This is a genomic window from Klebsiella aerogenes (assembly GCA_029027985.1).
Taxonomy (GTDB): Bacteria; Pseudomonadota; Gammaproteobacteria; order Enterobacterales; family Enterobacteriaceae; genus Klebsiella; species Klebsiella aerogenes_A.
In genome coordinates this window covers 3,519,098-3,545,987 of record CP119076.1, presented here as the reverse complement: position 1 = coordinate 3,545,987, position 26,890 = coordinate 3,519,098, and the positions used below count along the sequence as shown (strand labels likewise).

Sequence of the window (26,890 nt, the reverse complement as noted above, 5' to 3'; positions counted from 1 at the left end):
CACAACAATGAATAACTCAGGGAAATACCTAATCTGGACATTGCTCTCCGTTCTCGGAGCCTTTGCCCTCGGCTATATCGCATTAAACCGGGGTGAGCAGATAAACGCGCTGTGGATTGTCGTCGCGGCAGTCTGTGTTTATCTGATCGCGTATCGTTTCTACGGCCTGTATATCGCCAAAACTGTGCTCGGCGTTGACCCGACGCGGATGACGCCGGCGGTGCGCCATAATGATGGCCTCGACTATGTCCCGACCGACAAAAAAGTGCTGTTCGGTCACCATTTTGCCGCTATTGCCGGGGCCGGACCGCTGGTTGGCCCGGTTCTCGCCGCGCAGATGGGCTACCTGCCGGGGATGATTTGGATCCTCGCCGGCGTGGTGCTGGCTGGTGCGGTGCAGGACTTTATGGTGCTGTTTGTTTCCACGCGTCGCGATGGCCGTTCGCTTGGCGAATTGGTTAAAGAGGAGATGGGGCCGACTGCCGGGGTACTGGCGCTGGTGGCCTGCTTTATGATCATGGTGATCATCCTCGCGGTGTTGGCAATGATTGTGGTGAAAGCATTGACCCATAGCCCGTGGGGGACCTATACCGTGGCCTTCACCATCCCGCTGGCGATCTTTATGGGGATCTACATTCGTTACCTGCGTCCGGGACGTATCGGCGAGGTGTCGGTGATCGGCCTGGTCCTGCTGGTATTCGCGATTATCTCCGGCGGTTGGGTCGCGGAAAGCCCGACCTGGGCGCCGTGGTTCGACTATACCGGCGTACAGTTGACCTGGATTCTGGTGGGCTACGGTTTTGTGGCGGCGGTGCTGCCGGTCTGGTTGCTGCTGGCGCCGCGCGACTATCTCTCCACTTTCCTGAAAATCGGCACCATCGTCGGTCTGGCGATTGGTATTCTGATTATGCGCCCGACCCTGACCATGCCCGCATTGACTAAATTTGTCGACGGCACTGGCCCGGTGTGGACCGGTAATTTGTTCCCGTTCCTGTTTATCACCATTGCCTGCGGCTCGGTTTCCGGTTTCCATGCGCTGATCTCTTCAGGCACCACGCCGAAAATGTTGGCTAACGAGGGGCAAGCCTGCTTTATCGGTTACGGCGGCATGCTGATGGAATCTTTTGTGGCCATTATGGCGCTGGTGGCGGCCTGTATTATCGATCCGGGCGTGTACTTCGCGATGAACAGTCCGATGGCGGTACTGGCGCCAGCGGGAACCACCGACGTAGTCGCCTCGGCGGCGCAGGTCGTCACCGGCTGGGGCTTTAGTATTACCCCGGATACGTTGCACCAAATAGCCAGCGAGGTCGGCGAGCAGTCGATTATTTCGCGGGCGGGCGGCGCGCCGACGCTGGCTGTGGGGATGGCTTACATCCTGCACGGTTCGTTGGGCGGGTTAATGGATGTCTCCTTCTGGTATCACTTCGCCATTCTGTTTGAGGCGCTGTTTATCCTGACGGCGGTTGATGCCGGGACTCGCGCGGCGCGCTTTATGCTACAGGATCTGCTGGGCGTGGTTAGTCCAGGGCTCAAGCGAACCAGTTCGCTGCCCGCCAACCTGTTGGCGACCGCACTGTGCGTGCTGGCGTGGGGGTACTTCCTGCATCAGGGTGTCGTTGACCCGCTGGGCGGTATTAATACCTTGTGGCCGCTGTTCGGTATCGCCAACCAGATGCTGGCGGGGATGGCGCTGATGCTGTGCGCGGTGGTACTGTTTAAGATGAAACGCCAGCGCTACGCATGGGTGGCTCTACTGCCGACGGCCTGGCTGCTGATTTGTACCTTGACGGCGGGCTGGCAGAAGTCCTTCAGTCCGGATACCAAAGTCGGTTTCCTGGCCATCGCCAATAAATTCCAGGCAATGATCGACAGCGGTAATATACCGTCGCAGTATACGGAGTCACAGCTGGCGCAACTGGTGTTTAACAACCGTCTTGATGCCGGGCTGACCATCTTCTTTATGGTGGTGGTAGTGGTGCTGGCGCTGTTCTCGATTAAAACCGCGCTGGCGGCATTGAAAGAGGACAAACCGACGGCGAAAGAGACGCCGTATGAAGCGATGCCTGCCGACATGCAAGGTTTAGCGGCTCAGGCGAAACGCGCACACTAACTCTGGGGCCGGGGCCGGGGGCGTTTGCGTTTACCCGGCCTGCATTTTCAGTGAGAGATAAATTATGTTTGATACCCTGTCAAAAGCGGGAAAATACTTAGGTCAGGCAGCAAAGATGATGATCGGCGTACCGGATTACGACAACTACGTCGAGCACATGCGGATCACCCATCCGGATCAGACGCCGATGACCTATGAAGAATTCTTTCGCGAACGTCAGGATGCGCGCTACGGCGGCAAAGGCGGGGCGAAGTGCTGTTAGCCCTCTTTGGGTAAATAGAGGCTGATTTGTTCCTGGGTACGGCCATAAATCGCCGCGAGTTTTTCGCGGGTGCGTTTCTACGGGCGGGAGCCGACGGATTCGAACTGTGACACGGCGGATTGGCTGATGCCGGGCTTCAGGAATATTTCTGCCGGCCAGATAATGAAATTTAGCCATCTAAACGTCTTGATTGCCAAATATTAACATCGTGATATAGTGGCCTCAACAACCGCATTACAATCGGAACAAAAAAATGAGCAGTAAGCCACTGATTCCTGAGAGTAAACTCCCTGCATTAGGTACCACGATTTTTACCCAGATGAGCGCGTTGGCGCAGCAGCATCAGGCCATTAATCTATCACAAGGGTTCCCGGATTTTGACGGTCCGCGTTATCTGCAGGAGCAGTTGGCCTGGCACGTTGCCCGGGGAGCCAATCAATATGCGCCAATGACCGGTGTACCGGCGCTGCGCGAAGCTATTGCGGATAAAACCGCTGAACATTATGGCTACCGTCCGGACGCCAACAGTGATGTGACCGTTACCGCCGGGGCCACCGAAGCGCTGTATGCGGCGATTACCGCGTTGGTGCGAGCCGGCGATGAGGTGGTTTGTTTTGACCCGAGTTACGATAGCTACGCGCCGGCAGTCGAATTGTCCGGCGGAATTTTGCGACGGATTGCTTTGCAACCGCCGCATTTTCGCGTCGACTGGCGGCAGTTTGCCGCGACGCTCAGCGACCGCACCCGGCTGGTTATTCTTAATACACCGCATAATCCGTCAGCTACCGTCTGGCAGCAGGATGACTTCGCTGCGTTGTGGCAGGCGATCGCCGAGCGGGAAATTTACGTGATTAGCGACGAAGTGTACGAACATATTTGTTTTGCTGAGCAGGGGCATGCCAGTGTGTTGGCCCATCCGCAGTTGCGCGAACGGGCGGTGGCGGTCTCTTCATTCGGTAAAACCTTTCATATGACCGGCTGGAAAGTTGGTTACTGCGTGGCGCCCGCCGCCATCAGCGCCGAACTGCGTAAAGTGCATCAGTATTTGACGTTTGCCGTCAATACGCCGGCGCAACTGGCGCTGGCGGATATGCTGCGCACGCAGCCGGAACACTCGCGCGAGTTACCGGCGTTTTATCGCGAGCGTCGGGATCTGTTTATCGATGCGCTGCGCGATAGTCGGCTGAAGATCCTGCCGTGCGAAGGGACCTATTTCTTGCTTGCCGACTATAGCGCAATATCCGATCTTGATGATGTCAGCTTCTGTCGTTGGCTGACGACCGAAGCCGGTGTGGCGGCGATCCCGTTATCTGTGTTCTGCGCCGAACCGTTCCCGCATAAGCTTATCCGCCTGTGTTTCGCGAAACAGCCGGAAACCCTGCAGGCGGCAGCGGAACGACTGTGCCGCCTGTAGTTATTTGACGGTCCATGCCTGGGAAAATTGACGGTCGCCGAACAGCTCGGTCAGACCGTTAATTTGCTTCAGGCGCAGAACTTCATCGGCATCCATACCCAATTCTTTGCTGATTTTACTGTTGTTCCAGCCGAGATTCGCCAGTTCGCGAATGATTTCCGACATGGCGTGAATCTGATGGCGCCCACGAGCCCGGTTGTGACGGATGGTGGCGGCCATTAACGCATCGCGTGAGTGGCTGTTTTCCGTCAGGCAGGTTACCGGCAGATATCCCTTCAGCTGTTTTTTCAGCGTCATTTTGCTGCTCGCCAGTTCATGGCGATGAAAGCCGTCGACGATGGTGTAGCGCGTTGACGGCTGTTCTAGCACCACAATAGGCTGCGTAAAACCATTTGCTTCAAGGGAGGTTAATAATAGACGTTTTTCCGGCGGCGCAAGATTGTTGGGGTTGTAGTCGTTAGGCGAAACCTCTTCTTGCTTGACCCACAGCACGCAGTCGACTGGCTGCGCACGAAAGGGACTGTGGCGATGCAGGGCCTGGCGAAACTGATTGAGCGCGCTAATTTTTTCTTCTTCCGGCAGCGAATCCAGGTACGCTTCCATTTGCGTAATTAATTGTTGCTGCATAACAGCCCCCATTGCTGACGTTTTTTGCTCATGCGTTCGCAGTAGCTTTTATAGTGGGTGGTTTTCGTCGGGCTAAACGAAAGCTGGCGGCACCAGTAATCATTATTTAACAGAACTTTGCAGATCCTCCGCCATGAAGGAACATCCCGGGTACCGATATCACTATCCTGGCTATCGGGGATATCTTCTATCCCTTGCTTGCGGTACCAGTTTAGATAGACGGCGATTTTGTTGCGGTAGTGTTCTGCGGTTTTGTGCGGCATGCTGTCGAGCAGGAACAGTGCATAGCTTTTCCAGTTATGGTGAGCGGGCTTATCGAGCTTGCGGTGACCGTAAAATTTGTTGTCGTATCCCGCGTAGATGCCGCCGCTATGTACGCCGCTCACACGATGGCAGATAGCCGCCCAGCGTTCAGGTTCAAGTACGTGATAAAGCCAGAGCCCCTGGCGTTGTTCCGGGCCAAACGGTTCGCAGATCCGCATATAACGTAGAGGTACGCCAGCCTGATACATCAGATCGTAGAGGGGGTTATAGGTATGGCTGCTTTTACTAAACCAGGTCCAGATATCCGCAGTTTTCCAATCATAGATAGGGTAAATATACCAGGTATGGCCGCCTGGCGCCGAGGTGGTCCAGGGTTTGTCGTCAGCAAAACGCAGTTTGCGTTGCGACGAAATAGTCATGAAACGATTTAACGACTCATCCGCCCGAATGCCGATCATCATGGCTGCGGGGCGGCTTTGTGAAAACCAATCGGCGAAGCCGCGTACGAACTCTTCAAAGCTCATCCCGGCGGTGTAAAATGGGAAATAGTCAGGATCGGTAATGGCATCTGTGGGTGGTTGGCGTACCCAGTCAACTCCGGGTTCCCAGCACTGCCATTCTGGCGAGAATTGGGTCAACGCGTTTTGGGTGGTTAGCGGCAGAGCCACCCAATAAAATGTCTCAATGACATCCTGGTATTCGGTACGGATTTTTTCACAATGGGCGATGGTGCAGGAAAATTGCGCCTCCCAGTCAATAAACAGTACGCTAAATTTTTTCCCCTGCTGCCGTGCGTGAAGCGCGGCCAGGTGCAACATAGTGGTAGAATCTTTTCCGCCGGAAAAAGAAATACAGATACGCGAAAAATTGTCTAATACCCACGTTATCCGCTGCTGACTGGCCTGGAGCACGGACTCGGGTAATGGAATTTTCATTAACGACATTACCATTAATCCTTTAATGTGATATATGCGATTTTGTGGTTAGTGTAGAACAAATTAATGGTAAGGTTAATATGGAATGGTCATTTTTTAAAATGGTTTAATGTTGTTTATATAAAAGCATTTATTTAATGAATGTATTTGTGGAAAGTTAACCGTCGGCGGTATATTGCGCAATAAGTTCAGCGAATCCTGGATTCGTTAATGAGGAGCGATTATAGATGATATAGGTAGTGACTGGCGGAATGGGATCGGGTAGGGGGATTTCACGAAGTTTAAACGAGGCGCTAAAATAATTTAGAATATTTTTAGGAATAAAACCAATGAGATCGCTTTGATTAATCATGGTTAAAATGGCGATGAAAGAATTACTGCGAAAGGTAACTCTTCGTTCAGGCATTAATTCGCGGGTATGTCCCTGAAAGGTTTTGACATAGGGATCGGTGGCGACATAAAGCGTAAAACCTTCGCGTGCGATACTTTCATAGCTATTAAGCTGTTCCGCTCTCGGGTGACCTTCGCGACACACCAGAACGATCTCTATTTCCTGAAACGGCTGGCAAATGGTGCTGTGGTTTGAAAGCGGCGTAATGCTATAGATCAGGTCGGCTTTGTGATGGGCCATGAGGTCTTCAACGCTTTCCACCGACAGCAGCAGATCGCGGTGTTCGATTTGCAAATTAGGATCCAGGTTTAATTGATTAATTAAATCCATGGCGCCAGGTGACATAAGCAGTTGCGGACTATAAATGACGAACCGCTTACTTAATGCAGAATGATTGGCAATATTAATGGTTTTTTCTAATTGGTTGAGGTTTTTTTCCAGATGATGATGGAGATTCATGCCAATTGTCGTAGGCGTAATGCCTTTACCTGAGCGGACAAATAACGGATCGTTTAATTGATTACGTAGCCGCTGCAGCGACTGACTGACGGCAGAAGGGGTAATAAACAGCGTTTCGGCTGCTTTACTAATGCTAAGATGTTGATAAATGCACTCGAAGATAACCAGCAGGTTTAGATCGAATTTTTTTAAATCATAAAGGTTAGCCATGATTAACGTCCTGTGTATGTTGCATCGAGGCGAGCTGGTTTTATTTTCTATCGCTATACATCTATAGAAATTATCATTTCCGTTGTTACTATAACTAAATATGTTATTAATCCCTACTAAATATATACCAGTGTATTGTATTTCGCCAGATCCTTTTGTGTCCTTAACTCTCTGGCGAAAATACGCTATTTATTGTGCCGGGTTTTCACCCATCATTACCTGCAACTTTTCTTTATCAGGCAGACCGACCACCTGTTGCAGCATGTTGTCTTTATTCATGTAATAAATGGCTGGGGTGGCGTTCGCGCCAAGATCGTCCATGAGTTGCTGGTTGATATTCAGCGTCTTCATCAAGGTTGTTGGGATATCGGCCGGTACGTTTAGCTTCATTTTGCCGTTAGACAGCTCATAATCATGCCAGGTTTTCGCCGGGTCTTTGCTTGCCAGAATCGCTGCCGCGGTGGCCGGACTTTCTGGTTTAATCACGCCGACTAATAATGTGCGGATCTGCACCTTGCCGGCTTCAACCCAGGGACGTGCCTGTTGCCAGAACTGTTTGCAGTACGGACAGAATGGGTCGGCGAAGACGTATAAGACAATGGTAGCCTCTTTTTTGCCATCCTGCAGCCAACTGGCGGACTCCAGCTTTTTCCACATTTCCTGGCCGGCAGGGGTATAGAGCTCCTTCTGGAAAAGTTGCTCGCTCAGGTTATTGCCGTTTTCGTCGTACATATAGCCGGAAATAGCGTGCTTGCCATCAGGCGTTAGGTAGATAGCGACGCCCATGTCCTGGTATTTCCCGAGCCAGCCTTTGACGCCGCCGGGGGCTTCGAAGGGCTTAATAATAGTAATCCCCTGTTTTTCTATCGCTTTTACGGGGGCGGGAAGATCGTCGGCATAGCTGCAAAACGGCAGCACGCTCAGGAGAAACAGACGTTTTAACATGAGTATTCCTTTTAAATCATAAGCTAATGTGAAATTGAGGGGATACCTATCACAGTCATAGATAAGACCTGCGGGGCGGTTGATTGCCCTTTGGTTCTGCAGATGATGTAATCGCCCATGCTGTTACATTAAGGTGTAGAGCGCAACATATTGCCAGCTATTCTGGCGCTGAAGCTACCTGCGGGTATTTCAGGTAACGGGGCCGCCTGAGAGGGCGGCCTTTTTACTTTCAGCGATATGAAGCGAAAAACGGAGAAAAACCGCGATCGCACGGCAGGTTCACCACGTTGTCTTGTTACGGTTGTTAGATAACGCTTATTGATTTGATAATGCAAACGCATTGGTCGGGTCAGGAAAAATTCGTTAACGTAGGCTTCAACAAAAACACGGAGGAAGTATCGATGTCTTTAATTAATACCAAAATCAAACCTTTCAAAAACCAGGCGTTCAAAAACGGTGAATTCGTAGAAGTTACCGAGAAAGATACCGAAGGTCGCTGGAGCGTCTTCTTCTTCTACCCGGCTGACTTTACTTTCGTTTGCCCGACCGAACTGGGCGACGTAGCAGACCATTATGAAGAGCTGCAGAAGCTGGGCGTGGACGTTTATTCCGTTTCTACCGACACCCACTTCACCCACAAAGCGTGGCACAGCAGCTCTGACACCATCGCTAAAATCAAATACGCGATGATCGGTGACCCGACTGGCGCCCTGACCCGTAACTTCGACAACATGCGTGAAGATGAAGGTCTGGCTGACCGTGCAACCTTCGTGGTTGACCCGCAGGGTATCATCCAGGCTATCGAAGTTACCGCTGAAGGTATCGGCCGTGACGCGTCTGACCTGCTGCGTAAAATCAAAGCAGCTCAGTACGTTGCTTCCCACCCAGGCGAAGTTTGCCCGGCTAAATGGAAAGAAGGCGAAGCGACTTTAGCTCCATCCCTTGACCTGGTTGGCAAAATCTAAAATTCGCTGCGCCTTTCGCGCTGCAGGTGCGTTAGCTTCGCTTAATCACCCCGGTCACTTACTTATGTAAGCTCCCGGGGATTCATAAGCTTGCTGCCTTCCTGTCACGCGAAATACTGGCGAATTAATCCTCAAGCGGGTGCGCCGCACCCGTTTTATTCCAACACCATGATGCAAGCGTATTCAGCTGCCTGACAAAGGCCGCTTGCATGATGATGTTTTAAGCCCAGGAGATAAAAATGCTCGACACCAACATGAAAACCCAGCTCAAGGCTTATCTTGAGAAGCTGACCAAACCTGTTGAGCTGATTGCCACGCTGGATGACAGCGCTAAATCGGCAGAGATCAAGGAACTGTTGGCTGAAATCGCTGAACTGTCAGACAAAGTCACCTTTAAAGAAGACAACACGCTCGCGGTACGTAAGCCATCATTCCTGATTACTAACCCAGGTTCCCACCAGGGCCCACGTTTTGCAGGTTCCCCGCTGGGCCACGAGTTCACCTCGCTGGTGCTGGCGCTACTGTGGACCGGCGGCCATCCGTCGAAAGAAGCGCAGTCTCTGCTGGAGCAGATCCGCGATATCGACGGCGATTTTGAGTTTGAAACTTACTACTCGCTCTCTTGCCACAACTGCCCTGACGTGGTGCAGGCGCTGAACCTGATGGCGGTACTGAACCCGCGCATCAAGCACACGGCGATTGACGGCGGGACTTTCCAGAACGAAATCACCGATCGCAACGTGATGGGCGTACCGGCCGTGTTCGTTAACGGTCAGGAGTTCGGCCAGGGTCGTATGACGCTGACTGAAATCGTCGCCAAAGTCGATACTGGCGCGGAAAAACGTGCGGCGGAAGAGCTGAATAAACGCGATGCTTATGATGTGCTGATTGTCGGCTCCGGCCCGTCCGGCGCGGCGGCGGCGGTGTATTCTGCCCGTAAAGGTATTCGTACCGGTCTGATGGGCGAACGCTTCGGCGGCCAGGTGCTGGATACTGTAGATATCGAAAACTATATTTCAGTACCGAAAACCGAAGGTCAGAAACTGGCTGGCGCATTGAAAGCGCATGTGAGTGAATATGATGTTGATGTGATTGATTCGCAAAGCGCGTCAAAACTGATCCCGGCAGCGGTAGAAGGCGGCCTGCATCAGGTGGAAACCGCCTCCGGCGCGGTGTTGAAAGCACGTAGTGTGATCATCGCCACCGGCGCCAAATGGCGTAATATGAACGTGCCGGGTGAAGATCAGTATCGTACGAAAGGCGTGACCTACTGTCCGCACTGCGACGGCCCGCTGTTTAAAGGCAAACGCGTGGCGGTGATCGGCGGCGGTAACTCCGGCGTAGAAGCGGCGATTGACCTGGCGGGCGTTGTTGAACACGTTACGCTGCTGGAATTCGCTCCGGAAATGAAAGCCGACCAGGTGCTGCAGGATAAAGTGCGCAGCCTGAAAAACGTCGATATTATTCTCAACGCGCAGACCACGGAAGTGGTTGGCGATGGTAGTAAGGTTACCGGTCTGCAATACCGCGACCGCGTGAGCGGCGATGAGCATCAGGTCGCGTTGGCCGGTATCTTCGTGCAGATTGGTCTGTTGCCGAACACGACCTGGCTGGAAGGCACGGTTGAGCGTAACCGCATGGGTGAAATCATCATCGATGCTAAATGTGAAACCAACGTGAAGGGCGTATTCGCCGCCGGCGACTGCACCACGGTACCGTACAAACAGATTATTATCGCGACGGGCGAGGGGGCGAAGGCTTCTCTGAGTTCGTTTGATTACCTGATTCGCACCAAAACAGCATAATAAGTAAGACAACACCTGCGTACAGCAAAGAGGCGACCTTAAGGTCGCCTCTTTTTTTACCGCGCCGTTTATCTGACGACCATCACCGGAATATGCGCGTGACGGATAACGCTTGAGGCGTTAGAACCCAGCAGATGGGTACTGATCGACGGATTGCGTGAACCAATCACCACGACGTCAGCTTTGATTTCATTGGCGAGTTCATTAACCATGTCGCGCACGTTACCAAAACGAACGTGGCTCTTAATACGCGAAGGGTCAATGCTGAAGTGGCCTACCATCGTTTGCAGACGGGTTTCCGCTTCATGCTGCAGATGCTCTTCAAAGCGGCGTAAATCGGCGGTGAAACGGCTCATGGTGAAGCTGGATGAACCGGGTAATACGTGAAGTAGATGAATAACGCCGTCCTGCTGGGCCAAAAACTCCGCGTGGCGGACGGCCTTGTCGCTTAACTCCATCTCAAAGACATCAACCGGCATAATGATAGTTTTATACATATGCATTTCTCCTTGTTCGTCTGTTTCTATATCAACATATTATACAAGGAATAAGTGTCATTCAGGTCGCAAAACTGTTTGCGCCATCACGGGACGACGTAAAAATTTGTCAGAAGCTGAAAGGCAGGGGAAGAGGGCAGAAAGAGGATGGCGAAGCATCCTCTGAATAAAGCGTAATACGCCTCAGGCAGCGGGGGACTTAGCGGTGAAATTCGCCTGCGGCTTCCGGCTGGTACAGCAATTCCAGAACCTCAAGATGCGCTGATGCGCCGCCGGGTAATTCCCAGTGAATAGCGGTGCCGACTTTCAGCCCAAGCAACGCCGCGCCGACCGGGGCCAGAACGGAAAGTTGGGTGGCGCTGTCAGTGGCTTGAGCAGGGAAAACCAGGGTCCGCACACGCTCTTCACCGTTGGTCAAGTCACGGAATCGGACTTTACTGTTCATACTGACGACGTCGTGCGGCATGGCTTCCGGCGCCAGCATCTGCGCGCGATCCAATTCATCGTTCAGGGCGTCGGCGACCGGCGAATTAGCATAAGCCGGTTGTTCAAGCAGTCTGTCGATGCGTTCTGCATCGAATTCGTTAATGATGATTGCGGGTCTGGTCATCGCATACTCCATGTTATCCAGGAACCTTTTCCGTAAAAGAAAACCCTCGCCAAAAAGGGCAAGGGTTAATGTCCTCTCATCATACTGAGACTTGCCTGATGTTTGAAGTGATTAAACGCACATTCACAGCGATAGCCCACCGGGCCAGATGAAATTTCTGCTACCGCCATCACGGAAGGGAAATCTGTCTTATCCTTTGTAAGCTGCATAGGGCAGCAGTCTTCCAGTACAGGAGAGTCTATGAGCGGTTTTGATAAACTTACGCTGAATGACGGAAGCTATCTCTATTTTAAAGACTGGGGAAGCGGACAGCCGGTGGTGTTTAGCCACGGCTGGCCGTTAACGTCAGATGCGTTTGAAGATCAGATGCTATTTCTGGCATCAAACGGTTATCGCGTCATTGCGCACGATCGCCGCGGACACGGGCGCTCAGCGCAGCCCTGGGATGGCCATAACATGGACCAGTACGCCGACGATCTGGCACAGTTGACCGCGCATTTGAATGTGCATGATGCGGTACATGTCGGGCATTCAACCGGCGGCGGCGAAGTGGCGCGGTATATTGGTCGGCATGGTACAGGAAGGGTCGCGAAAGCGATACTGATTGGCGCTGTCACACCGATTATGATCCAGACTGATTTCAACCCTGATGGTGTGCCGAAAGCGGTATTCGATAGCATCAGGGAAGGGGTGATCAACGATCGCGGCGCTTTCTTTTATGAGCTGACGGCGGCTTTCTACGGCTATAACCGCGTTGGAGCGCAAGAGTCCAAAGCGGTGCGCGAAGGTTTTGTTGAGCAGGGGCTGCAAGGTTCAATCAAAGCGCTGTATGACTGTATCAAAGCCTTTTCGGAAACCGATCTGCGTGAAGATCTACGCAAGATGACGATTCCGACGTTGGTGATCCACGGCGATGACGATCAGATTGTGCCTTTCGAAACCTGCGGCAAGGTGGCGGCGGAGATCCTGCCTGACGCGAAGCTGACCGTTTATCAGGGCGGCTCGCATGGGATCTGCACAACTCATAAGCATCAAATCAATGACGATCTGCTGGCGTTTATTCGCGCATAAAGAAAACGGCGGCCTGCGCCGCCGAATTTTCAGGTACCGGCTTTATCCACCACAAACTGCTTCGCACAGTTGCCTGGATGCGGCTGTGGCAGGAATGAATCTGCACTCAGCGGGGCGTTTATCGCGCCCGCTTTGATGGAGATTTGCATCTCGGTTAAATAAGCCGGGTTGCCATCACAGGTCAACTTAAAAGCTTTAACGTTTTGCGCGCCATAGGCTTTGGCGACGGCGGCATCAAAATCATTGCGGCTGACGGTTTGCCCGTAGTGTTTTGCCAGGAAATCGCCTACCGCGCTTTGCTTCACTTCACCATTCAGGCGCACCATCGCGCCAAAATAACTATCCGGGTCAAAGCCGAAACAGACGCCGTGTTTGGCATATTCATAACGTTCAAGACAAGACTTACCGCCGGAACCTGGCATCACGCTATTGAGCTTATTGGCCATTTCCAGCGACAGACCGGTTTCGGCGGCCTGGCATTTACGCCCGGCTTTAACTTCCGGCATGTTGGGAATGGGGCGCGTCGCGCAGCCATAGCGCATCCAACGCCGCTCATCAACGCCGCGTACGGCGATAGACTTCGGTAAACCTGGCCATAGACCGTGAACCGTCAGAAAGTCGGCTTTGTTGCGGGTTTCCTGCTGCAGTCGGCACTCTTCAGGCTCGTTACGGTTTCTATCCTGCATGCTCTGGCAAAAGCCGGTTTGCCAGGATAAAGCCAGCACGTAGCGGTCGAAATCACCGTATTGCGTCGCGGTTAGCGGCTCTGCGTTGACCTGGGTTGCGGCAAGTAAGAGGGCGATGGCGACGACATCCTTCCTGAACATTTTTATTCCTGATCGTGGGAGATTATTGATAACAGGGAATTATTAAAGCATAAAAAAGGCGCCTGCTGGCGCCTTTTCATCGTGGTTTGCCGTTTATTGAAGCGCAGAGGCAGGAACCAGTATTTCCGTGGCGATAATGACCACCAGCAGGCCGACGATGACCGGCACGGAAGTGCGCTTAACGACTTCAAACGGCGATATTTTTGCCATTCCGGCAACCGCGACCACCACGCCGGAGACCGGTGAAATGGTGCGTCCAAGATTCGATGCCTGCAGCATCGGAATCGACAGATAAGCCGGGTTAATGCCGGAAGAGTGGGCCAGTTTAGGGATCATCTCGACGAAGGCGTAAAACGGTGCGTTGCCGGAACCGGTGGTCATCGCCGCCAGCATAGTCAGGATCACTAATACCAGCATCAGAATGATGCTTGCGGAACCGAACGAGGTGGCGATGGAGATAAGACCGTCGATAAAACCAATAGTGCTTAGACCCTGGGCAAAGACGCCTGCCGCGACCAGTAGCATGACCACGCTGGCGAAGGCGTCAGCCATGCCGCGATAGGCGGCTTCCAGCCCGCAGAACACTTTTTTGGTATCGAAACTGCGTAGAAACTCCAGAACGGATGCTAGCACCATGCAGATCACCAGAATCGTGATGATGTGTAATTCCGGCCCCCATTTACCGTCAAACACCAGGACGCCGATAATCGGCGTGAATGGCAGGATGGCGTACAGCGCCGGCGCAGTGGTGGTTATCTCATTGATATCGAGCATTTCGTGCGAGGCGTTTTCTTTTTTATCCAGGTAGCGCTGCCAGAAGAAATGGGCAATGGCCATACAGACGATGGCGGCAATCGAGATAGGCAACGTGGTTTTGAAAGCGAAATCGATCAGCGGCATTTCAGCCGCCTTGGCCGCGAGCACTACGTCGCCGGAGGTGGGTGACAGGATCAGCGCAGCAGGGGAGGCGCAAATCGCCGCCGCGGCGCCGCGGCTGATGCCGACGTTGACCATAACCGGAAACAGCGTCGCCATCAGCAGTACGCCGAGACCGGTCGCCGAAGAGACCGCCAGCGACATCAGACAAGCGAGGAAGTAGGCGGCTATCATCAACAGATAAGGCGAGTTAATATAACGCAGCGGTTTGGAGGCCAGTTTGACCACCATATCGTTGGCGCCGATGTGGGTCATGTAGGTGGCGAAACCGCAGAGCATCATGATCATCATACCGAGGTCGCCGCCGCGGCTCATGAGCAGTATTTTGATGTATTCGACGATATCGGTCGCGGTATAACCGGTGCTGGCGGCGCTGGCAGGCAGAACCTTATGCCCCATGATCGCGCTGGCGATAAGTAAGGTTAACCCGCCGACGAACAGTACCCCGGTAGCGGAATAACCTTTAATGATGTAGCGGGCGACGCCCACAATAACGACGATCCCGATAAGGATCTCAACAAGCGTAAGCATACTTTACCCCTAAGCCATTAACCCAAAGAATCTGCTGATATCTAAAGTGGTACCAAAATTAAGTGAGGGAATGTGCCTAAAAAATGGGCTGAACTTGCTGACCCAAATCAATAAACTACATAGAATTGACTAATCAGCGATGGGCGCGCGGGGAACATCACAAAAGCCGTGTCATGAACAGGCGATTTTGCCCGGAGAGCAATTCAGGATTTTGCCTTATTTCGTTAAGGTTATATTAAGATTACATTTGTTACTTTACTTCGTTTTTAAAATTGGAATCGGTAATAGAGAAGTGTTGAAACTACGTCAATTTGCATTGTTAATTTTTGTTGTGTCAGGTCTGTTGTTATCCTCCGGATATGCTAATGCTTCATTTTCGTCAACGATCCGTGACGGTTATAACACGTTGACGGACAACGTCGCACAAACCTGGAACGAACCGGAGCACTACGATCTGTACATTCCGGCGATCACCTGGCATGCCCGCTTCGCCTACGATAAAGAGAAAACCGACAAGTATAACGAACGCCCGTGGGGCGCCGGTTTTGGCATGTCGCGCTGGGATGAGAAAGGCAACTGGCACGGTCTGTATCTGATGGCGTTTAAGGACTCCTTTAATAAATGGGAGCCGATCGGCGGTTATGGCTGGGAAAAAACCTGGCGTCCGCTGGCCGATGATAACTTCCACCTTGGCCTTGGTTACACCCTTGGGGTGACGGCGCGCGATAACTGGAACTATATCCCGATCCCGGTCGTGCTGCCGCTGGCGTCTATCGGCTATGGCCCGGCGACGTTCCAGATGACCTACATCCCTGGCACCTATAATAACGGCAACGTTTATTTTGCCTGGGCGCGCATTCAGTTTTAATTGCCATAACTTAGCAACAAAAGTGATAAGTTCTTTGTCTTGTTGAAAAACAATGACTAACGTAGCCTTCGGGTATAAAGATAGAGACTTTTATCACTTTTTAAGAAACTTACGCTGGACAAAAGGCACCACAATTGATGTACTGGTATCCGACACAGCATTAGTGTCGTTTTTTAATTTAAAGGTAATTTTGATGTCTAAGATTAAAGGTAACGTTAAGTGGTTTAATGAGTCCAAAGGATTCGGTTTCATTACTCCGGAAGATGGCAGCAAAGATGTATTCGTACACTTCTCTGCAATCCAGTCCAACGGTTTCAAAACTCTGGCTGAAGGTCAGCGCGTAGAGTTCGAAATCACTAACGGTGCCAAAGGCCCTTCTGCTGCAAACGTAATGGCTATCTAACCAACGCGTCAGTAGAATATAAAAACCCGCTTCTGGCGGGTTTTTTTTTGCCTGTTGTTAGCGTGCGGCTGACTGTGAAAACAGCCAAAAGGCTATCGCCGTCATGGTAAACGAGCCCAGCAAGTTGACCACGACGTTCAACAGCGCCCAGCTGAAACGCCCCTGCTGCAGCAGGAAGACCACTTCGGCAGAAAAAGTTGAGAAGGTCGTCAGGCCGCCGCAGAAACCGGTGGTGATAAGCAATTTCCACATTGGATCGACAGTGGTCAGGCGGTTAAACCATGCCAGCCCAGCGCCGATAATAAATGCGCCCAGTAGGTTTGCCGCCAGCGTACCGATGGGAATAGCATGATGCATGGGATTAAACTTCATGCCCAGCCACCAGCGCAACACGCTGCCGGTTCCGCCGCCAACAAAAACGGCCAAAAAGAGTTGTAACACGCGTAGTTCCTGCTATTTGGTTAGGTAGAGTGTCGAGTGTAGCGCGGTAAACGCGTGATTGGCTATGAATTCGCAAGCGGGAGAAAAAGATGCGGGTAGCAGCCGGACAATTCGCCGTAACAGCGCAGTGGCAAACAAATGCGCAGACCTGCGTTGCACTGATGCGTCAGGCAGCAGAACGCGACGTATCGTTGCTGGTGCTGCCTGAAGCGCTGCTGGCGCGAGCCGATAACGATCCTGATATGTCAGTGAAGTCCGCGCAGGCGCTGGATGGCGGCTTTATGCAGTGCCTGCTGGCCGAGAGCCGGCATAATGACTTAACGACGGTATTGACCCTGCATGTGCCGTCAGGCGAAGGGCGGGCGACCAATACGCTGGTCGCAATACGCCGGGGCGCGATTAGCGCACAATACCAGAAACTCCATTTGTACGATGCGTTTACTATGCAGGAGTCGCGACTGGTGGATGCAGGCCAGCAAATCCCACCGTTAATCGATGTTAATGGGATGCGTATCGGCTTAATGACCTGCTACGATTTACGCTTTCCTGAATTAGCGCTATCGTTAGCATTAAGCGGCGCTGATATTTTGGTGCTGCCGACGGCGTGGGTTCGCGGCCCGCTGAAAGAGCACCATTGGTCTACGCTGCTGGCGGCGCGGGCGCTGGACACTACCTGCTATATCATTGCGGCAGGCGAGTGCGGAACGCGAAATATTGGCCAGAGCCGGATTATCGATCCGCTGGGGACGACCCTCGCCGGGGCGGCAGAGCAGCCGCAGATGATTTTTGCAGAGATATCCGCGGATTATGTTCGTCAGGTGCGCGAACGTTTACCGGTGCTGCAAAACCGCAGGTTTGCGCCACCGCAATTATTGTGATGTTTTTTTAAACAAGGCTTGATTCACCTTGTTACAGATTGCTATTGTGTCGGCGCGTCAAATAGCCGTTAATTGTATGCGTGTATGTGTATGATGGCGTATTCGCAGCTTGAGCTTGTATAGAGAAGAAGGTTAGCTATGGGTGAGATTAGTATTACCAAACTGCTGGTAGTCGCAGCGCTGATTATTTTAGTGTTTGGTACCAAAAAATTACGCACGTTGGGTGGAGACCTGGGGTCGGCCATCAAAGGCTTTAAGAAAGCCATGAATGATGACGATGATAGTGCGAAGAAAACCAGTGCTGAGGAAGAAACGCCAGCACAGAAACTCTCTCATAAAGAGTAATTAATCACGGGTTCCCGAGGACGGGGGCGTGTTGCGGCCGGGTGAGATGCTCAGGCGGCAAAGAGGCGGCAGCGTATTCGTTGTCGCCTTTTTTATGGTCAGCGCTTTTTTACTACGAAAAAATGCAACGGATTGTTTCCAGGGACATCCGGTACAGAAAAGGATATTGGCGGGGTAAAGCAGGCCGCCGGCGAGCGGCGGCCAGAGAGGAAGGGAAGCTTATTTAACTTCCATACCTTTTGCTTGCAGGTCAGCGTGGTAGGAAGAGCGGACGAACGGGCCGCAGGCAGCGTGGGTGAAGCCCATCGCCATTGCTTCGGCTTTCATCTCTTCAAACTCTTCCGGGCTTACGTAGCGCTGGACCGGCAGGTGGTGACGGCTCGGCTGCAGGTACTGGCCTAGCGTCAGCATCGTGACGCCATGGCGACGCAGGTCGCGCATCACTTCAATGATCTCTTCATTGGTTTCACCGAGACCGACCATTAAGCCTGACTTCGTCGGGATTTCCGGATGCACTTCTTTAAAGCGCTCCAGCAGCTTCAGTGACCAGTTGTAATCTGCGCCCGGACGAACCTGACGATACAGACGTGGTACGTTTTCCAGGTTGTGGTTAAACACATCCGGTGGAGTGACTTTCAGAATATCCAGCGCGCGATCCATACGGCCGCGGAAATCCGGGACCAGAGTCTCAATCTTGATCGACGGGCTCTTCTCGCGGATAGCGCTGATGCAGTCGGCGAAGTGCTGTGCGCCGCCATCACGAAGATCGTCACGGTCAACGGACGTCACGACCACGTAGCGCAGGCCCATGTCAGCGATAGTCTGCGCCAGCTTTTGTGGTTCGTTGGCATCAGGCGTCACCGGGCGACCGTGGGCGACGTCGCAGAACGGGCAGCGGCGGGTACAGATGGCGCCGAGGATCATAAAGGTCGCGGTGCCGTGGTTGAAGCACTCAGCAAGGTTCGGGCAAGAGGCTTCTTCACACACGGAGTGCAGGCCGTTCTTACGCATCGCTGCCTTGATCCCCTGAATACGGGACGAGTCAGCCGGAAGTTTGATTTTCATCCATTCCGGTTTTCTGAGCAGAGCTTCACGCTCAGTTGCCACGTTTTTCACCGGGATAAGGGCCATTTTATCGGCGTCGCGGTACTTAACACCGCGTTCCATCACAATGGGTTTACTCATAGCGTGCGTGTTCCAGTTGCGAGTCACGAAGGAAAGCGAATTAATTCAATGAAATGTTGTATTTATCAACTATTTTTGAACTAAGGACAGGCAGTATACCATTGATACGGGGTTGAAAGCAGCCTGGTTACCCGGCAAATTGTAAAATAGTTGTTGTTTTATACTTTTCCCTCCCGTGCGGTTAGCACGAAAAAGTCTGCAGAATGGTGTCGATAATTTCTTTCAGCAATGGTTCCTGCGCGCTTTGCCGGTTGTAATGCAGCGAGATATCGATGCGCTGCTCCTGTAGCGGCGGGAAATGAATTGCCTGTAGAGGCCAGATTTTAGCCACCAGCGCGAACATACGCTCAGGCGTTAACCCCAACATATCGCTGTCATTTATCATTGCTGCCTGCGTCAGCAGGTTATAGCTACTAAAGCCGCAGCGTCGCTCGCCGACGTATTCTTCAAGCTGCCGATTCAGGGTGGGGTAGCGTTGCCCTTCCGGTAGCAGCAGCGCGAACTCATATTGCTGCAGATTTCCTTTCGTCAGGGGGAGATGCAAAATGGGGTGATCCTCACGGCAAAACATCACGACCGGTTCGGAAAACAGGACCTGATGCGCAATGGTCAACCCACTGTGGGTGTAGGTATCAATCAGCAAATCGACCTGTCGCTGATTGAGCTGGCTGGCGGCATCGGCAATGGCGATGTTATGCAGTAACACCTGGGGAAATCGCGACTTAAGGGCTTTGGCAATGACTGGCATGACCAATGCGCCAACGGTCGGGGTGGTAGCGATGGTCATGACTCGCTGCTGGTGCGAGCTGTTGCTCAAATCCAGCGCATTAAGGAAGGCCTCCATTCCCTGACTAATGTATTGATGCAGGTGGGTCGCGTATGCCGTTGGCGTCACTCCCTGTCCTTTACGAATAAATAACGGATCGGGAAACAGCGCCCGTAGTTTATTGATGGACTGGCTGATAGCCGAGGGGGTGATATTGAGCACCTTCGCTGCGTTGACGATGCCTTTATGTACGTACACCGCTTCGAAAATCGTCAGTAGATTGAGATCGATATTACGCAGGATGCGAAAAATCTGCCGATCTTCAGGCCGATCATGGGTTTCCGATGGGGGATGATTTTCTGCCACTCAGCGCGTCCGGTTGTCGGGTGTATCGCGCTATTATAGCGGGCCATTACGTTGCGGAACGTGACAATTGATTGCAAATCCGAAGTATTAATAATGACTTGCGCTATTTAGCGGCGCTCTGAACGTGCAGAGCGCAAGGCTTATCAAGCGGCTACATATTCATGAGGCGGATTATTGAGCAACGCCAGCAGGTTAGCGACCAGGCGCGGCGCCACGTTTTCCGGAGTGGCCTGCGGCTGCCACTGGCGCATTTGCGTCATTTCCATACCGGCATAGCCACAGGGATTAATGCGCAGGAAAGGCGTCAGATCCATCGCGATATTCAGCGCCAACCCGTGGAACGAGCAGCCCTTGCGGATACGCAGTCCCAGAGAGCAGATTTTCTGTTCGCCAACATAAACTCCCGGCGCATCGGCGCGCGGGTGGGATGCAATCTGGTACTCGGCAAGCGTATTAACCACGGTTTGCTCAAGCAGCGTCACCAGTTCACGCACACCCAGCTTACGGCGCTTGAGATTCAGTAACACGTACATGACCTGCTGACCCGGTCCGTGGTAGGTCACCTGGCCGCCGCGATCGCTCTGAATCACCGGAATATCGCCGGGAACCAGGACGTGTTCCGCTTTACCAGCCTGACCCTGGGTAAATACCGGCGAGTGTTCTACCAGCCAGATTTCATCCAGCGTGGCGTCATCGCGGCTGTCGGTAAATTCGTGCATTGCCTGCGAGATGGGTTCGTAAGGTTGCAGGCCGAGTTGTCGGATAAGAATAGTATTGTGCTGCAAAACAACGTCTCCGCAGAGAGAGATGGCTTAAGTGAGGGAGAGTATATCACAGCAGAAGGAGGGAATTACCCGGCGGTTGAGGCCGGGTAACAAGATGGGTTACAGCACCATCCGGACGATGTCGATATTGCCCAGTTCTTCATACAGGGCTTCTACCTGCTCGATATGGGTTGCGGTAATGGTGATGGAGACCGAGTGGTAGTTACCTTTGCTGCTCGGTTTTACTGACGGAGAGTAATCACCAGGCGCATGGCGCTGTACCACTTCCACCACCTGATCAACCAGCTCAGGCAACGCCTGCCCCATTACTTTGTAAGTAAATGGAGTAGGGAATTCAAGCAGTTCGTTAAGTTTGGTTTTCATGTCAGCTCCGGTGTGACGACTAAAAATAATAACTCCCACGTGAGGTGGGAGTTATCAGGTTTCTTGATGAATAGTATATGGGGATGGAAATCACACTTTCAAGTGCTCAATTTTTAACCAAACCAGTGATGGAACATTAACTTAATGTAATCAATGATTTTGCCGAAGAAATTACCTTCCGGAATTTCCTGCAGCACCACTAACGGACGCTGATCGATGGTTTTGCCATCCAGCTGGAAGTTAATCGTACCGACGACCTGGTTTTTCTGCAGCGGCGCGTGCAGTTCGGTGTTGTTCAGTACATAGCTGGCTTTCAGGTCTTTCATGCGCCCGCGTGGGATAGTCAGATAGACATCTTTATCCACGCCCAGAGAGGCGCGATCGCTATTACCAAACCAGGCTGGCTCAGAGGCGAATTCTTTACCGGCTTTAATCGGGTTCACGGTTTCAAAGAAACGGAAACCCCAGGTCAGCAGTTTCTTGCTTTCAGATTCACGACCTTTGTAGGTACGCCCGCCCATCACCGCAGAGATCAAGCGCATCTGCCCTTCGGTGGCGGAAGCGACCAGGTTGTAGCCTGCTTTGTCGGTATGACCGGTTTTAATACCGTCGACGTTGAGGCTGTTATCCCACAGCAGGCCGTTACGGTTGAGCTGGCGAATACCGTTGAAGGTAAACTCTTTCTCACGGTAGATAGAGTATTCGTTCGGTACGTCGCGGATCAGCGCCTGGCCGATCAGCGCCATGTCGCGCGCGGAGCTGTACTGGCCGTCAGCGTCCAGACCATGGACGGTCTGGAAATGGGTATTTTTCAGACCCAGTGCGTTAACGTAGTTATTCATCAGGCTAACGAACGCATCCTGGCTGCCAGCGACATAGTCGGCCATCGCCACGCAGGCATCGTTACCGGACTGCAGGTTGATACCGCGGATTAGCTGAGAAACCGGTACCTGCATACCGGGCTTCAGGAACATCAGTGAAGAACCTTTGAACACCGGATTACCGGTCGCCCACGCGTCGTTGCCTACGGTGACCAGATCGGATTCTTTGAATTTGCCCGCCTTCATGGCCTGGCCAATGACGTAGCTGGTCATCATTTTGGTCAGGCTCGCCGGATCGCGGCGGGAGTCGGCGTTGTTTTCCGCCAGCACTTTACCTGAGTTGTAATCGATAAGAACCCAGGATTCGGCATCGATCTGCGGAGCGCCAGGGATCATGGTTTTCATATTCAGGTCATCAGCGCGGGCAGCGGTGGACAGTGCCGCAACGGAGAGGGCCGTAACGAGTAAACGAGCGGTGAAAGAGGTCTTCATGGTTAGAACAACGGCATCCGTGATGAAATTAAAAAAAGTGCCTTACTATAGCAAATGCGTTTCGCAGCGGCATCCGACATTGCACATGACTTTGTTAACGACTTTTACATATGCAGTAGCGCGAGATGCCGCAACGGCGCGTTTAGTTGGCGCGAGTAATAAATGACTGCAGTTGTGCTTCGTTTTGCAGGCGCTGTTGTACCGTGGCGGCCTGCGACTTACTGGCGAATGGGCCCAGTTGGATCCGCCACACTGCGCCGTTTTGCATCACGCGGCCCGGGACGGAGAACTGTTGGCTTAAACGCTGCTGATACTGCTGTGCGCGAGCCTGATCGCTAACGGCGCCGACCTGTACGACGACCTCGCCATTGGCGCTGGCTGCAGGAGCAGCAACCGCGGCGGTTGCGGTAGCCGCCGCCGGAGCGACGCTCCCCTGAATGGAGCCTGGCGCGGTGACCGGCGCGTTTGGCGTCGCAGCGGCTGGCGCTACGGCGGGTTCACTGCTTTCCAGCACGCCATTATTGAGCGGCGTTGGCGCACCGAGGAATCCACTGCTGTTGACTGGCGCGCCCACGCCATCTTCCGGCTTCAACGTCGAGTTACTGATAGCGCGCACGTTCGACTGGTCGGCAGGCGCGGCGATAGCGGCGGAACCGTCGCCGTCAAGGTTCGGGCGCGAAGGCAGGGCGTAGGTTTGCTTAGCGACGGTCGTACACGCCATACCGGGGCCGGACAACGCGCCGTCCTGTGCGACGATAATCGGGTCGATACGAACTTTGGTGTTGTTCGAGGTATTCAGGCGGTCAGCGGAGGCGCGCGACAGGGAAATGACCCGGTCGTTGCCATACGGCCCGCGATCGTTAATGCGCACCACGATCATCCGGCCGTTAGCCAGGTTAGTGATGCGCGCATAGCTTGGGATGGGCAGCGTCGGATGCGCAGCGGTGAGCTGCGTCGGGTCAAAGGCTTCGCCGGAGGCGGTCAGGTTGCTGTTCGGTTCCGCGTCATAAATTGCGGCCAGACCGGTTTGGGTAAAGTTAGCCGGGTCCTGGACGATTTTATAACTTTTACCGTCACGCTGATAATCCTGGTTGGCGGTGGCGTTTAGCGTTTCGAAATGCGGATCCGCGCCGCTGATTTCTACCGTCGGACCATTACAGACGGCCGGCTGCGGGACGCTAACCGTCTTCTGTTGAACGTCTTCACCCGAACATGCCGCCAGCAGCCCAGCTGCTATGCAGATCCCCAGCCATTGCTTACGCATTGCGAACCCCTTAAACGCTTTTCGACAACATTTTTCTGTGGGTATGGATCGACATCACGATACCAAACCCGGCCATCAATACGATGAGGGCCGAGCCCCCGTAGCTGACCAGCGGCAAAGGTACCCCCACCACCGGCAAAATACCACTTACCATACCAATATTTACGAAGACATAAACGAATAAAATCAACATTAAACCGCCAGCCATGACCCGCCCGAAAGTGGTTTGCGCCTGAGCGGCGATCCACAGTCCGCGCATAATAAGCAAAATATACAACGCCAGTAGGATCAATACGCCGATAAGCCCTAACTCTTCCGCGAGAACCGCGAAGATAAAGTCAGTATGGCGCTCCGGTAAGAATTCGAGCTGCGATTGGGTGCCGTGTAGCCAACCTTTGCCGCGTAAGCCGCCGGAGCCAATGGCGATTTTGGATTGAATAATATGATAGCCCGCGCCTAACGGATCGGTTTCCGGATCGAGCAGCATCATCACACGCTGACGTTGGTAGTCGTGCATCAGGAAGAACCACAAAATCGGAATAAAGGCGGCGACCAGCAGTACCGCGATGCCGATCAGACGCCAGCTCAGGCCGGAGAGGAACAGAACGAACAGGCCTGACAGGGCGATCAGAATCGAGGTACCAAGGTCAGGTTGCGCCGCGACCAGCAGGGTCGGCAGGAATATCAGCACCAGCGCGATAGCGGTATTCTTCAACGATGGTGGGCAGACATCGCGGTTAATAAAGCGCGCCACCATCAACGGCACGGCGATTTTAGCGATTTCCGACGGCTGGAAACGGACTACGCCAAGGTCGAGCCAGCGCTGAGCACCTTTGGAGATAGCGCCGAATGCGTCTACCGCCACCAGCAAGATAATACAGAAAATATAGAGATAGGGGGCCCAGCCTTCGTACACACGCGGCGGGATCTGCGCCATGACGATCATAATCACCACACCCATGGCGATTTGACCAATTTTACGTTCCATCATCCCAACGTCCTGACCGCTGGCGCTCCAGATTACCAGCGCGCTGTAGGTCAGCAGCGCCAGCAGGATCAGCAGCATGGTTGGGTCGAGATGGATTTTATCCCATAGCGATCTTTTATTCGGATTATCGGTCATTACTGATCCTCCCCCGCCGTCACGGCCGGGTTTTCACTCGGCAGATTGGTGTTGTTATCACCCAGCATAATGTGATCGAGGATCTGGCGCATAATGGTGCCGACCGCTGGGCCGGCGCCGCCATTTTCCAGGATCATCGCTACCGCGACCTGGGGGTTGTTGTAAGGTGCAAACGCCGTCATGAGTTTATGGTCACGGAGACGTTCAGAAATTCTGTGCGCGTTATAGGTTTCGTTGGCCTTCAGACCGAACACCTGCGCGGTACCGGATTTCGCCGCGATTTTATACGGCGCGCTGGCAAAGTATTTATGCGCGGTGCCGTTGCCGCGGTTGGCGACGCCATACATTCCGTCTTTGGCGATTTCCCAGTAACCGGAATGAATATCGCCGACCGGCGGTTCATGCGGCTGCATCCACGGTACCTGCTTGCCATCTTCGAAGGTACTTTGCAGCAGGTGAGGCACTTTAACGACGCCATCGTTTATCAGGATCATCAACGCTTTGTTCATTTGAATCGGCGTAGCGGTCCAGTAACCCTGGCCGATACCGACCGGGATGGTGTCGCCCTGATACCAGGGTTTCTTAAAGCGCTTCAGCTTCCATTCGCGGGTTGGCATGTTGCCGGAGCGTTCTTCCGCCAGGTCGACGCCGGTGTAGTGGCCGTAACCGAATTTGCTCATCCATTCGGAAAGGCGATCAATACCCATATCATAGGCAACCTGGTAGAAGTAGGTATCCGCAGATTCTTCCAGCGCTTTGGTGACGTTAAGGTGGCCATGGCCCCATTTTTTCCAGTCACGGTAGCGTTTTTCCGAACCAGGCAACTGCCACCACCCCGGGTCAAACAGGCTGGTGTTGCGCGTAATGACGTTAGCGCTCAGGGCTGACACGGCGACGTACGGCTTCACTGTCGACGCTGGCGGATAAACCCCTTGCGTCGCGCGGTTGACCAGCGGGGTGTTAGGATCGTTCAGCAATCCGGAATAATCTTTGCTGGAGATGCCATCGACAAACAGGTTAGGGTCATAGCTCGGCGTAGAAACCAGCGCCAGAATAGCGCCGCTGCGCGGATCGGTAACCACCACCGCCGCACGACTGCCAGCCAGCAGCGTTTCGATGTACTGCTGCAGTTTCAAATCGAGCGTTAAGTAGATGTCGCGCCCGGCCTGCGGCGGGACTTCTTTCAACTGGCGGATGACGCGGCCGCGGTTGTTGACTTCAACCTCTTCGTAACCGGTCTGGCCGTGCAGAACGTCTTCGTAATAGCGTTCGATCCCCAGCTTGCCGATATCATGGGTCGATGCATAGTTGGCCAGTTTCCCTTCTTTATCCAGGCGATCGACGTCTTTATCGTTAATTTTAGAGACGTAGCCGATAACGTGAGTCAGGGCGGAGTTATACGGATAGTAGCGACGCTTATAGCCTTTGACTTCGACGCCGGGGAAGCGATACTGGTTAACGGCAAAGCGCGCTACCTGTACTTCATTAAGATTGACCTTCACCGGGATCGAGGTGAAGCGATGGGAGCGCGCGCGCTCCTTTTTAAAACCGGCGATATCGTCGTCGGTCAGGTCGACGACGCCGCGCAGCGCATCCAGCGTCTGCTGCACGTTATCGACTTTTTCCGGCATCATTTCCAACTGGTAGATGGTGCGGTTCAGCGCCAGCGGCGTACCGTTGCGATCGTAAATAATACCGCGGCTTGGCGGAATAGGGACCAGCTTGATGCGGTTTTCATTGGAACGTGTTTGGTAGTCGTTGAAACGGACAACTTGTACGTTGTACAAGTTGGCAATCAGCACGCCGGTAAGCAACAAGATGCCCGTAAAAGCGACTAGCGCCCGGCGTACAAACAGCGAGGATTCGGCCGTATAGTCGCGGAAAGAATTCTGTAATTTCATTCGCTGCTTAGTCTACCCTGGTCATCA

The 26,890-nt window shown here is 53.1% G+C and carries 27 protein-coding genes and 1 pseudogene; 10 read left to right on the top strand and 18 right to left on the bottom strand.

What is annotated here, in order from left to right; translation table 11 throughout:
• The first annotated feature begins 7 nt into the window (after positions 1–7).
• A complete protein-coding gene (gene cstA / locus PYR66_16890) occupies positions 8–2,113 on the top strand; it encodes a pyruvate/proton symporter CstA (GenBank protein WEF26964.1) in 2,106 nt (701 codons plus the stop codon).
• Between the two features lie 64 nt (positions 2,114–2,177).
• The gene (locus tag PYR66_16885; protein ID WEF26963.1) at positions 2,178–2,375 is read left to right on the top strand and encodes a YbdD/YjiX family protein; all 198 of its coding nucleotides are present in this window, start codon (positions 2,178–2,180) and stop codon (positions 2,373–2,375) included.
• On the opposite strand, the pseudogene PYR66_16880 reads toward PYR66_16885, so the two are convergent.
• Positions 2,372–2,524 (bottom strand): annotated as a pseudogene (locus PYR66_16880) (transcriptional regulator). The gene PYR66_16885 and the pseudogene PYR66_16880 overlap by 4 nt on opposite strands.
• A gap of 119 nt (positions 2,525–2,643) precedes the next feature.
• Here PYR66_16880 and PYR66_16875 point away from each other — a divergent pair.
• The gene (locus tag PYR66_16875) at positions 2,644–3,789 is read left to right on the top strand and encodes a pyridoxal phosphate-dependent aminotransferase (protein WEF30483.1); all 1,146 of its coding nucleotides are present in this window, start codon (positions 2,644–2,646) and stop codon (positions 3,787–3,789) included.
• Here PYR66_16875 and PYR66_16870 read toward each other — a convergent pair whose 3' ends face one another.
• The 4 genes from PYR66_16870 to dsbG all read right to left on the bottom strand — a co-directional run bounded on the left by PYR66_16870 (position 3,790) and on the right by dsbG (position 7,620).
• Positions 3,790–4,416, bottom strand: coding sequence for a ParB/RepB/Spo0J family partition protein (locus PYR66_16870; protein ID WEF26962.1), 627 nt, complete (start codon positions 4,414–4,416; stop codon positions 3,790–3,792).
• Entirely contained in the window at positions 4,401–5,624 is a 1,224-nt protein-coding gene (locus tag PYR66_16865) for a DUF3440 domain-containing protein (protein WEF26961.1), read from the bottom strand. The genes PYR66_16870 and PYR66_16865 overlap by 16 nt, the downstream gene beginning before the upstream one ends.
• Before the next feature lie 148 nt (positions 5,625–5,772).
• Positions 5,773–6,675, bottom strand: coding sequence for a LysR family transcriptional regulator (locus PYR66_16860; protein WEF26960.1), 903 nt, complete (start codon positions 6,673–6,675; stop codon positions 5,773–5,775).
• A 189-nt stretch (positions 6,676–6,864) separates the two neighbouring features.
• Positions 6,865–7,620: a thiol:disulfide interchange protein DsbG gene (dsbG, locus tag PYR66_16855; protein ID WEF26959.1), complete on the bottom strand. Its 756-nt coding sequence runs from the start codon at positions 7,618–7,620 to the stop codon at positions 6,865–6,867.
• Positions 7,621–8,021: 401 nt separating this feature from the next.
• On the opposite strand from dsbG, the gene ahpC reads away from it, so the two are divergent.
• Together ahpC and ahpF are read left to right on the top strand one after the other, a co-directional pair.
• The gene (gene ahpC / locus PYR66_16850; GenBank protein ID WEF26958.1) at positions 8,022–8,585 is read left to right on the top strand and encodes an alkyl hydroperoxide reductase subunit C; all 564 of its coding nucleotides are present in this window, start codon (positions 8,022–8,024) and stop codon (positions 8,583–8,585) included.
• Between the two features lie 239 nt (positions 8,586–8,824).
• Complete coding sequence (ahpF, locus tag PYR66_16845) at positions 8,825–10,390, top strand: alkyl hydroperoxide reductase subunit F (GenBank protein WEF26957.1); 1,566 nt, start codon at positions 8,825–8,827, stop codon at positions 10,388–10,390.
• Between the two features lie 68 nt (positions 10,391–10,458).
• Here the strand turns inward: ahpF and uspG are convergent, their stop codons facing one another.
• Positions 10,459–10,887 carry a universal stress protein UspG gene (gene uspG / locus PYR66_16840; GenBank protein WEF26956.1) on the bottom strand — a complete coding sequence of 143 codons (429 nt, stop codon included), beginning with the start codon at positions 10,885–10,887 and terminating at the stop codon, positions 10,459–10,461.
• Between the two features lie 199 nt (positions 10,888–11,086).
• Positions 11,087–11,497, bottom strand: coding sequence for a nucleoside diphosphate kinase regulator (rnk, locus tag PYR66_16835; protein ID WEF26955.1), 411 nt, complete (start codon positions 11,495–11,497; stop codon positions 11,087–11,089).
• Between the two features lie 240 nt (positions 11,498–11,737).
• On the opposite strand from rnk, the gene PYR66_16830 reads away from it, so the two are divergent.
• A complete protein-coding gene (locus PYR66_16830) occupies positions 11,738–12,568 on the top strand; it encodes an alpha/beta hydrolase (GenBank protein WEF26954.1) in 831 nt (276 codons plus the stop codon).
• A 29-nt stretch (positions 12,569–12,597) separates the two neighbouring features.
• On the opposite strand, the gene rna is transcribed toward PYR66_16830, so the two are convergent.
• The gene (rna, locus tag PYR66_16825) at positions 12,598–13,395 is read right to left on the bottom strand and encodes a ribonuclease I (GenBank protein ID WEF26953.1); all 798 of its coding nucleotides are present in this window, start codon (positions 13,393–13,395) and stop codon (positions 12,598–12,600) included.
• Positions 13,396–13,488: 93 nt separating this feature from the next.
• Positions 13,489–14,862 carry an anaerobic C4-dicarboxylate transporter DcuC gene (dcuC, locus tag PYR66_16820; protein WEF26952.1) on the bottom strand — a complete coding sequence of 458 codons (1,374 nt, stop codon included), beginning with the start codon at positions 14,860–14,862 and terminating at the stop codon, positions 13,489–13,491.
• Positions 14,863–15,154: 292 nt separating this feature from the next.
• On the opposite strand from dcuC, the gene pagP reads away from it, so the two are divergent.
• Positions 15,155–15,730, top strand: a complete 576-nt coding sequence (pagP, locus tag PYR66_16815; protein WEF26951.1) for a lipid IV(A) palmitoyltransferase PagP — start codon at positions 15,155–15,157, stop codon at positions 15,728–15,730.
• A 193-nt stretch (positions 15,731–15,923) separates the two neighbouring features.
• Entirely contained in the window at positions 15,924–16,133 is a 210-nt protein-coding gene (cspE, locus tag PYR66_16810) for a transcription antiterminator/RNA stability regulator CspE (protein ID WEF30482.1), read from the top strand.
• 57 nt (positions 16,134–16,190) lie between these two features.
• Here the strand turns inward: cspE and crcB are convergent, their stop codons facing one another.
• On the bottom strand, positions 16,191–16,574 hold the full coding sequence (gene crcB / locus PYR66_16805; GenBank protein ID WEF26950.1) for a fluoride efflux transporter CrcB: 384 nt from the start codon (positions 16,572–16,574) through the stop codon (positions 16,191–16,193).
• Positions 16,575–16,663: 89 nt separating this feature from the next.
• Between crcB and PYR66_16800 the strand changes: the two genes are divergently transcribed.
• Complete coding sequence (locus tag PYR66_16800; GenBank protein WEF26949.1) at positions 16,664–17,452, top strand: deaminated glutathione amidase; 789 nt, start codon at positions 16,664–16,666, stop codon at positions 17,450–17,452.
• 138 nt (positions 17,453–17,590) lie between these two features.
• Positions 17,591–17,797, top strand: a complete 207-nt coding sequence (gene tatE, locus PYR66_16795; GenBank protein ID WEF26948.1) for a twin-arginine translocase subunit TatE — start codon at positions 17,591–17,593, stop codon at positions 17,795–17,797.
• Positions 17,798–18,016: 219 nt separating this feature from the next.
• Here tatE and lipA read toward each other — a convergent pair whose 3' ends face one another.
• The 8 genes from lipA to mrdA all read right to left on the bottom strand — a co-directional run bounded on the left by lipA (position 18,017) and on the right by mrdA (position 26,863).
• Positions 18,017–18,982: a lipoyl synthase gene (lipA, locus tag PYR66_16790; GenBank protein ID WEF26947.1), complete on the bottom strand. Its 966-nt coding sequence runs from the start codon at positions 18,980–18,982 to the stop codon at positions 18,017–18,019.
• 181 nt (positions 18,983–19,163) lie between these two features.
• Positions 19,164–20,114, bottom strand: a complete 951-nt coding sequence (locus PYR66_16785; protein ID WEF26946.1) for a YbeF family transcriptional regulator — start codon at positions 20,112–20,114, stop codon at positions 19,164–19,166.
• Positions 20,115–20,257: 143 nt separating this feature from the next.
• Positions 20,258–20,899, bottom strand: coding sequence for a lipoyl(octanoyl) transferase LipB (gene lipB, locus PYR66_16780; GenBank protein WEF26945.1), 642 nt, complete (start codon positions 20,897–20,899; stop codon positions 20,258–20,260).
• Between the two features lie 99 nt (positions 20,900–20,998).
• Positions 20,999–21,262, bottom strand: a complete 264-nt coding sequence (gene ybeD, locus PYR66_16775; GenBank protein WEF26944.1) for a DUF493 family protein YbeD — start codon at positions 21,260–21,262, stop codon at positions 20,999–21,001.
• Positions 21,263–21,375: 113 nt separating this feature from the next.
• Entirely contained in the window at positions 21,376–22,575 is a 1,200-nt protein-coding gene (dacA, locus tag PYR66_16770; GenBank protein WEF26943.1) for a D-alanyl-D-alanine carboxypeptidase DacA, read from the bottom strand.
• 142 nt (positions 22,576–22,717) lie between these two features.
• Positions 22,718–23,839: an endolytic peptidoglycan transglycosylase RlpA gene (gene rlpA, locus PYR66_16765; GenBank protein WEF26942.1), complete on the bottom strand. Its 1,122-nt coding sequence runs from the start codon at positions 23,837–23,839 to the stop codon at positions 22,718–22,720.
• A 10-nt stretch (positions 23,840–23,849) separates the two neighbouring features.
• Positions 23,850–24,962 (bottom strand): peptidoglycan glycosyltransferase MrdB, encoded by a 1,113-nt coding sequence (gene mrdB / locus PYR66_16760; GenBank protein WEF26941.1) that lies wholly within the window; start codon positions 24,960–24,962, stop codon positions 23,850–23,852.
• Positions 24,962–26,863, bottom strand: a complete 1,902-nt coding sequence (mrdA, locus tag PYR66_16755; GenBank protein WEF26940.1) for a peptidoglycan DD-transpeptidase MrdA — start codon at positions 26,861–26,863, stop codon at positions 24,962–24,964. Before mrdA ends, mrdB begins: the two co-directional genes overlap by 1 nt.
• Between the last annotated feature and the right edge of the window lie 27 nt (positions 26,864–26,890).